Genomic DNA, 8,719 nt, shown 5'->3' on the forward strand with positions numbered 1-8,719 from the left:
CGCTTTTCGGAATTTTTCTTTTTAGGAAAAATATCTTGAAATAGCTTCCACTCTAGGTCATTTAATCCCTCAAATTTGCCTGGCATCTTCAGTCGTTTAGTTACAACCTTCTTATTTTATCTATTATTAGTGGGATAGTTCATAGGAGCGATAGTTTTTGGCAAGAAATTACCTTTGGCATTCGCTATATTTGGCAAAGTTCTAACTTACGTCCTTTACTGATAATTACAGCTTCGTTTTGGTTTGCTAACAACTTGGGTGCAGCGATCTTTAGCTCAATGATATTAGCTCGCTCTGGCAGTAATTCCCAGGTTTTAGGTGCTATCTTCTCCGCAGCAGGTATTGGAGGAGTCATTGGTGCTGTAATTTTAAGTACTTGGGGCGGTACAAAACGGCGTGTAAATGATATGCTGGTCGGATTTATGGGGGCTGGTATTGCCAAAATAATATTTGGATTAGGTCAAAATCTTACGGTTTGGATACCTGCTCAATTATGTTCCTCTCTAAACTATCCTTTATTGGGTAGTTCAGAAACTGCATTGTGGATGGAAGCTATACCTCCAGAACTCCAAGGGCGAGTTTTTGCTGCTGTTTCTCTAATGTTGAAGATCCCAGGTGCGATCGCTACATTGATAGCAGGACTGTTAAGCGATCGCCTATTTGAACCAGCTATGCAGTCCTCAAATATTTTAAATTTTCTATTTGCTCCTATTTTTGGAACTAATCCAGGTTCAGGAATGGCATTATTGTATGTAATTTCGGCACTTGCTATGTTTTTAATTGGTATTGTGGGTTATAAATTACCTCAACTAAGTCAAATAGAAAAGAGCGAAATATAGAGTGTCGGATTAGGCTTATGGGTATTAGGGCAATACTATTCGTTTAAGCAGAAAATATGAGTAAATAGAAGTTTGTTTGAACTAACCTGAATGCAACTTCCAAAATTGACTCTAGTTTCTCCGAAAATCCAATCAGGTGACTTATTTTCAGCACTCGAATTAGTGATGGACTCAAAAGCTCGGGAACAGGCGATCTCCTGTTCCCAAGAGCCAAGAAAAACGGAATCGGATTCTCCCAACCTACGTTATCGTAGCTTTAGTGATTGCCATGAATCAGAGGATTAACGTTAGGATTTAGAATTTTAGAAAATTTGCAGGTGGAGTCTAGTAATTTAGAACAAAAACTACCATAATGCGAGTTGAAAGTAAACTGAGTTAAAACTTTTCTGACGATCGCAAGTTTCCTAAATAAGAATCAATAATTCTAGAATCTCGACTCAACTCTTCTGGCGTACCAGCTTGAATAATTTTTCCTGTTTCTAGCACGTAGAGGCGGTGGGCAACCGAAAGGGCTAATTGAGCCATTTGGTCTACTAATAAGATTGAGATACCTTCATCACATAGGGATGCCAAGGTTTCATAGAGAGATGCCACTAATTGTGGTGCTAATCCCAGAGAAGGCTCATCTAAAAGCACAATTTGCGGTCTAGCCATCAAGCCACGAGCGATCGCTAGCATTTGTTGTTCTCCTCCTGAAAGTAAGCCAGCTTGTTGATTTTGCAGGACTTTTAAGGCAGGAAAGCGATCGAACATGGCATCGATATCTGTTTCTATTTTGGAATCACGACGATAAAATGCTCCTAAGCGTAGATTATCGATCGTCGTTAGTTCCTTAAATACCTGTCTACCTTCGGGAATCAAGACAATACCTTTACTGGATAGTTTCTGGGGAGCTAGTTTCCTTAAATCTCGATCTCGAAACAAAACTCTTCCTGATTGAGGTCGAAGCAACTGAGCAATATTTTTAAGTAGGGTGGTTTTCCCCGCACCATTAGCTCCAATAACTGCAACCAACTCTCCCTGGCGCACTTCCAAGGAAACTTCTTGTAAAACCTGTAACTTGTCATATCCTGCTACGAGGTTTTCCACGGTTAGGATTGGGGTTGTTGAGCTAGTAGAAGCACGATTGAGATTGTCGCTCTGTACTCCTAAATAAGCATCTAAAACTCGGCGATCGCTCTGTACTTGGGCTGGTGTCCCACTACAGATTACTTGACCTCGATCCAAAACCACAACGCGGTCGCTAATCTGCATTACCAAATTCATGTCGTGTTCGATGGCAATTACCTTAATTCCTGCATTTGCCAGACGACGAAACAACTTTGCTAACCAATCTCGCTGTTGTTGTGCCAATCCTGCTGCTGGCTCGTCTAGTAGTAATACTTGAGGGCTGGTGGCTAAAGCGCGGGCAATTTCTACCAAACGGCGATCGCCAAAAGACAAACTATCAGCAGGAGCATGAATATCTCCTCGATAACCGATAAAAGCTAGCAATCCCTTTAATTTGCTTTCTGTAGAAGATTGTTGCTTTTCACCCCTACCCAGCAAAGCAGTCAAAATGTTACCTAAGTTGTCTCCAGTACACGCCACTTGCAAGTTGTCCAATACCGAAAGAGAATTAAACAGACGAGTGGTTTGAAAGGTACGACTCAAGCCAGCACGAACTATATCTGGGGTATTTTGATTGGTTAAATTGAGCTTGCCTAAATAAACGCTACCAGATTCGGGACGATAAAAACCAGTTAAAAGATTGAGTAAGGTGGTTTTACCAGCACCGTTAGGCCCAATTACAGAGGTTATAGTTCCCGACTGAGCTACCAAATCTACGTTATTGACAGCTTTAATTCCGCCAAAACTAATTGCCATTTGCTTGACTTCTAGTGGCAGATCGTTTTGATTTTTGACTACCAATGCTGGTAGATCTTCTAAAGACATTTCTGGGGGATATACAGGATTAGAGCGACGCAAACGCTTTACAAAAAAGCTCACTACCCCTTCTGGTGTCAGCCAAAGAGTTAGTAAAAGTAAGATACCAAAAACTAAAAGCTGATATTCGGCAAAATTGCCCAATAACTCAGGAAAAATCACTAAAGCGATCGCACCTACTAACGCTCCTGCTATTGTTCCCAAACCACCCAGAATAACTACCAAGAGAAATAAAATAGAACGATGGGAGTTAAAACTATCAGGACTAATAAATCCCACAATCGAAGCAAAGAAAACCCCACCCAACCCAGTAAACGCAGCCGAGACAGCAAAAGCCATCAAGCGAATTCTCAAGGCATTTAAACCCAAAGCGGTAGCAGCAATTTCATCATCTCGCACTGCTTGCCAAGCCTTTCCCCAAGGATGACTTTTCAGAGCAGCAAAAGACATTAAAGCTAAGATGGCTGCAATCCACGCTAGTAAAACTACGTCTCGTAAAGCTGGTTGTAAATTGAACAACATCGGTTTGGGAATATTAAAAATCCCGCCAAAACCTCCTGTCAGGTCTACCCACTCGATTAAAATTCGCTCAATAATAATGCCAAAAGCAACTGTTACCATTGCCAGGTATGGCCCTTTTACCCGCAATGCAGGAGCAGCTAAAGCTATTCCCGTTACCGCAGCCGTCATAATTGCGATCGCCGTAGCTAGCCAAAAGTTCCATTGCAGCTTGGTCATTAATAAAGAACCTGTATAAGCACCAATGGCGAAAAAGCCAGCATGACCAATGGAAATCTGTCCTGAGAGTCCAGTAAGAATGTTTAAACCGACACCCACTAAGGTAGTTATGGCGATCGTGCCGATCGTATATAAATAATAAGTATTGGGAGCAATCAATACAGTTAAAAAGACAACAGTTATTAATCCTAACCAATAGAGATAGCGCATAGATAATAGAGTATTTAGTGGAGAGTATTTAGTGGGTAGGGTAAATTAAATTAGAGAGCCATTATATCAGTGGTAGGCGCAAGGCAATGTCTTACCCGTATAGGAGTTGTGATGTTCTGATGTCAATTAGCTTATAGCTTGTAGCCTATAGCAAGGGAGCTTTTGGTCAACACGGGAGTCCCCATCTCTTGGATAAATGGAATATGCTCTGGCGACCAGAGCATTTCCTCCCGTCAAAATATTTTAAGAGATTGAAGATTCTTTGACGTAGTTACATTCAATTGTGTCACTCTAACTTACAGTATTAAACTTGTTTTTAAAAGCTTACAACTTCATTAAAATTATCAGATTTAGAGTATTGAGAAAATAATCCTTCTATATTTATCTATACTTATGACTAAGAAACTCCTAATCGTCTGCCAATGACTACCGCTAAAAAGACTAAAAAACAAGTAACTCTCAGCGATCCTCAATACTATTTCAACCGTGAACTGAGTTGGTTAGAGTTTAACCGCCGAGTACTCCATGAAGCTCTAGACGATCGTACACCTTTACTAGAAAGATTAAAGTTTCTCGGTATTTTTAGCTCTAATTTGGATGAGTTCTTTATGGTGCGCGTAGCAGGGTTAAAACAGCAAGTAGAAGCAGGAGTAACCAAATTAAGCCTTGATGGACTTACTCCAGCGGAACAGTTACAGGCTATTGGCGATCGCTTGCGACCGATGGTGATTAAACAGCATCAGCATTTTGAGCAGGTTCTGAAACGAAAATTAATTACTAATGGGATTCATTTATTACACTATGTCGATCTCAATCAAGAACAACGCAATTACCTCAACGATTTTTTTGAACAGCATATTTTTCCAGTTTTAACGCCTTTAGCCGTCGATCCTTCCCATCCTTTCCCTTACATTTCTAATCTCAGTCTGAACTTAGCAGTGGTGGTTAAAGATCCTGAAACCGACGAAGAGTTATTTGCCAGAATAAAAATTCCCAAAGTATTACCCCGTTTTATTCCTCTACCAGAAGAATTACGTCAGCGACATCGAAGTCAAACAGGTGTTTGGACTGGTGTACCCATCGAACAGGTAATTACCCACAATTTAGAGTATCTCTTTCCTGGGATGAATATTCAAGAATCTTATGCTTTTAGAGTAACTCGTAATGCCGATTTAGCCGTAGAAGAAGATGAAGCGGATGACTTGTTACTAGCAATTGAAAAAGAACTCCATAAACGACGCATGGGTGGTTCAGCAGTTCGCTTGGAGATTCAAGCCGATGTTCCTGATGATATTCGTTCGACTGTAATTAGAGAGTTAATTTTAGAAGAAAATGATGTTTACGATCTTGACGGATTATTGGGGTTAGGAGACTTAATGTCTTTTTTGTCTCTACCCCTTCCTGATTTAAAAGATCAACCTTGGTCATCGGTATTACCCCAAAAGTTACAACGTTTACCAGAAGATGGAGAAGATTTATTTCGGATCATTCGTAACGGAGATTTATTAGTTCATCATCCCTATAATTCTTTCAGTGGTACAGTATTACGCTTTATTACCGAAGCAGCTAGCGATCCTGATGTTTTAGCCATCAAAATGACTCTTTACCGTACATCAGGGGATTCTCCTATCATTAAAGCTTTGATTGCAGCAGCCCAAAATGATAAGCAGGTAGTGGTGCTAGTGGAGTTAAAAGCTCGTTTTGATGAAGAAAATAACATTAATTGGGCAAGAAAGCTCGAAAAATCGGGAGTTCATGTAGTATATGGGGTAACTGGTTTAAAAACCCATACCAAAGTTGCTTTAGTTGTCCGACAGGAATCAAATAAAATTCGTCGCTATGTTCATATTGGTACTGGTAACTACAATCCAAAAACAGCAAAACTCTACACAGATTTTGGTTTATTAAGCTGTAAAGATGATTTAGGGGCGGATTTGACTGATTTATTTAATTTTCTCACTGGATATTCTCGTCAGAAGTCCTATCGCAAGTTATTGGTCGCTCCCGTTAATTTACGCGATCGCATGGTGGCGATGATCGAACGGGAAATCGAACATTGTCGCAATGGTAAGACAGGAAGAATCGTAGCAAAAATGAACTCTCTAGTGGATGGACAAATGATTGAAACTCTTTATCGTGCATCCCAAGCAGGAGTATCTATCGATCTAATTATTCGTGGTATTTGCTGTTTACGTCCAGGTATTCCCGAAATCAGCGAAAATATTCGCGTTATTAGTGTCATCGGTCGTTTTCTAGAACATTCTCGTATTTTCTATTTTCAGAATCATGGCTCAGAAGAAGTTTACATTGGTAGTGCTGATTGGATGACACGCAACTTGAGTCGTCGGGTGGAAGCGGTTACCCCTGTAGAGGATGAACATCTGATCAAGGATTTACAAGAAATTTTAGGAGTTATGTTGGCAGACAATCGTCAAGCATGGGAATTACAAGCCGACGGTACTTATGTTCAAAGAAAACCTACCGAAGATAATCAGGCTGAAAGTACTCACAATGTCTTAATGAATATGACAAAGCGATCTCTCAAAAATAACTAGGTGAATAGTAAATTAAACTGGCTTTTCGGGCAAATTAAAAGTAGTAGCTTGTAATTTGCTTGTTTTGACCTTGGAAACATCTGCTAATCAATATCACAAAGCGAATATTTTGATTGTTGACGATACATCGTCCAATTTAAGGCTGTTATCTAAGCTATTGCAAGATGAAGGTTATGCCGTGCGTTGCGCTTTAGATGGGGCGACAGCTTTGACCATTGCAGAAGCGGAGTGGCCAGATATTATTCTGTTGGATATTGTAATGCCAGAAATGGATGGCTATGAAATTTGTCAACAGTTAAAAATTTCTGAGAAAACTCAGCAAATTCCTGTGATCTTCTTCAGTAATTTAGAAGATGTTTTTGATAAGCAAAAAGCCTTTGATGTCGGTGGAGTAGACTACATTCCTAAGTCATTCAATAGCTTAGAAGTAATTATTAGAATTGAACACCAATTAACTATTCAGTCGGCTAAAGCCGAAATTATTAGACTTAATACAGAATTAGAAGATCGAGTTAAAGAACGCACTCAAGAATTAGAAGTCACCAATCAAAAATTACAACAAGAAATTAACCAGCGTCAACAAGTTCAAGATGCCATGATCCGTCAGGCATTACAAGACTCTTTAACTGGTTTAGCCAATCGTAACGCTTTTATTTCTAAAGTCAAAAAAGCAATTAAGCAAAAACAAAGTAATAATAACTATCAGTATGCGATTTTCTTATTAGAATGCGATCGCTTTAAATATGTCAAGCATAACTATGGTTACATCGAAGCAAACAGATTTTTAATTGCATTGAGTAATCAAATTACTACTTGTTTTTCTGAATCTGCCTGTATTAGCCGTTTTGAGGGAGATGACTTTGCTATTTTAGTAGATTCTTTTACCGAACTTAAAATCATTAAAGATTTGGCTAAAAACGTTCAAGAAAAACTACAGCAACCTTTTAATATTCAAGAAGAAAAAATGAAGGTAAGTAATTGTCTTGGTGTTGCCTTGGGAAATCAACAATATTTAGAAGTCGATCATCTTTTACATGATGCCAACTTAGCAATGCAAGTCTCAAAAAATCAGACTATATATCAAATTTTTGATACCAAAAAACATAGTTTATTTAAAGGTTATAATAAGAAAAAGCTCGATATTGAAGCAGAACTTAAAAGAGCAATTGACAATAATGAATTTATCGTTCATTATCAACCTATTATTTCTCTTGCTACAGGAAAAATTACCGAATTAGAAGCCTTTATTCGTTGGAATCATCCCCAAAAAGGAATGGTTTTTCCTTCTAGTTTTATCGCTTCAGCAGAAGAAACAGGTTTAATTATCCCAATGGGGGATTTAGTAATCTTAGAAGCTTGTAAAACTATTGTTAAATTACAAAAAGAACATGACTTGAATCTCAAAGTTAGTATTGATTTATCTCCTGCTCAATTTCATCAACCAAATTTAGTCAAAAAAATCAAACAAATTATAGACGCTACAGGTATTAAAGGCGAAGATTTACAACTAGAAATGCCTGAAAAAGCAATCTATCAAAATCCTGAATTAACGATTAAGTACTTAAATGAGTTAAAAGAGTCTAGGGTTGGTGTGGGTATTAGTGATTTTGGGTATGGTCATTCTCCTTTAACTTATTTAGCTTTAACCTACCTAATTAGTTTTTCTGTTAGCAGAGTAAAGATTGATAGTAATTTATTACAACAAGACACTCAAGAAAAGTCTGACTATAATTTTCAAGAGCATGATATTTATTTTTGCGAACAGTTAATTAGTTTATCTCGTCAAATAAATGTTCCTGTAATTGTAAAAAATTTGCGATTTAACAAACAGCTTAAGTACTTTAAAGATTTACAATGTAAATTCGGTCAGGGAATTTTAATTTCAAAAGTATTAGACCCCAAAGCTTTGGAAGAACTGTTATTATGGAGTACTTTTTAACAGTTATTATTTATGGCGTTGCTGATTTGAGGGATGAAACAAATAATAATATAGACTGCACATTTGCTTTAATAGTAAGCGCATCCATAGAGACAGGGCAAACGCATCTAAATTTCAAAAGCTAGACAGAAAAAGAGATTGAAGAAGTTCAATAGCCTCAAATTAAATTTAATATCTGCATTTTTTTGGATTTTAAGTCGCGATCGACACAACTTATACCAAAAAAGAAAAAGTCAAGATAAGAGAGACTAAGAAGAGTAAGCTTCCGTTCAATTTATGATTTAATTGTGCAATTCATAATTTAATTTTTGAGGATTTTGAGGAGATAACCATCATCCCATCCTGCTCGATTTCTCTGACTTTTAATACTACCTTTAAAATCTTTGTTTTGTTTTAACAAATTTCAAGCTATATGTCTTATAACTGCTAAGTTTTCAGGAGAATTATCTTTTCTGATTCGCGAATTATCTTCACTGAATTCCACATCTAGAACCCAATGTAATTGGTTTTCT

General features: G+C 37.9%; 4 protein-coding genes and 1 pseudogene. 3 read left to right on the top strand and 2 right to left on the bottom strand.

Annotation, left to right across the window (positions count from 1 at the left end; all coding sequences use genetic code 11):
• Window positions 1-278 precede the first annotated feature (278 nt).
• Window positions 279-839 (top strand): MFS transporter, encoded by a 561-nt coding sequence (locus tag H1P_RS28125; protein ID WP_186376188.1) that lies wholly within the window; start codon window positions 279-281, stop codon window positions 837-839.
• Between the two features lie 375 nt (window positions 840-1,214).
• Here the strand turns inward: H1P_RS28125 and H1P_RS28130 are convergent, their stop codons facing one another.
• Window positions 1,215-3,713 (bottom strand): branched-chain amino acid ABC transporter ATP-binding protein/permease, encoded by a 2,499-nt coding sequence (locus tag H1P_RS28130; RefSeq protein ID WP_144873971.1) that lies wholly within the window; start codon window positions 3,711-3,713, stop codon window positions 1,215-1,217.
• A 422-nt stretch (window positions 3,714-4,135) separates the two neighbouring features.
• Between H1P_RS28130 and ppk1 the strand changes: the two genes are divergently transcribed.
• Both ppk1 and H1P_RS28140 read left to right on the top strand, forming a co-directional pair.
• Window positions 4,136-6,268 carry a polyphosphate kinase 1 gene (gene ppk1, locus H1P_RS28135; protein WP_144873973.1) on the top strand — a complete coding sequence of 711 codons (2,133 nt, stop codon included), beginning with the start codon at window positions 4,136-4,138 and terminating at the stop codon, window positions 6,266-6,268.
• 70 nt (window positions 6,269-6,338) lie between these two features.
• The gene (locus H1P_RS28140) at window positions 6,339-8,207 is read left to right on the top strand and encodes a two-component system response regulator (RefSeq protein ID WP_186376189.1); all 1,869 of its coding nucleotides are present in this window, start codon (window positions 6,339-6,341) and stop codon (window positions 8,205-8,207) included.
• Window positions 8,208-8,508: 301 nt separating this feature from the next.
• On the opposite strand, the pseudogene H1P_RS38590 reads toward H1P_RS28140, so the two are convergent.
• Window positions 8,509-8,719 (bottom strand): annotated as a pseudogene (locus tag H1P_RS38590) (transposase); the annotation flags it as partial.

The organism is Hyella patelloides LEGE 07179 (genome assembly GCF_900659865.1).
Classification (GTDB): domain Bacteria; phylum Cyanobacteriota; class Cyanobacteriia; order Cyanobacteriales; family Xenococcaceae; genus Hyella; species Hyella patelloides.

Coding starts and splice junctions, on each gene's coding strand:
- H1P_RS28130 (WP_144873971.1), bottom strand. CDS start 3,713: ATGCGCTATCTCTATTGGTTAGGATTAATAACTGTTGTCTTTTTAACT.
- H1P_RS28125 (WP_186376188.1), top strand. CDS start 279: ATGATATTAGCTCGCTCTGGCAGTAATTCCCAGGTTTTAGGTGCTATC.
- ppk1 (WP_144873973.1), top strand. CDS start 4,136: ATGACTACCGCTAAAAAGACTAAAAAACAAGTAACTCTCAGCGATCCT.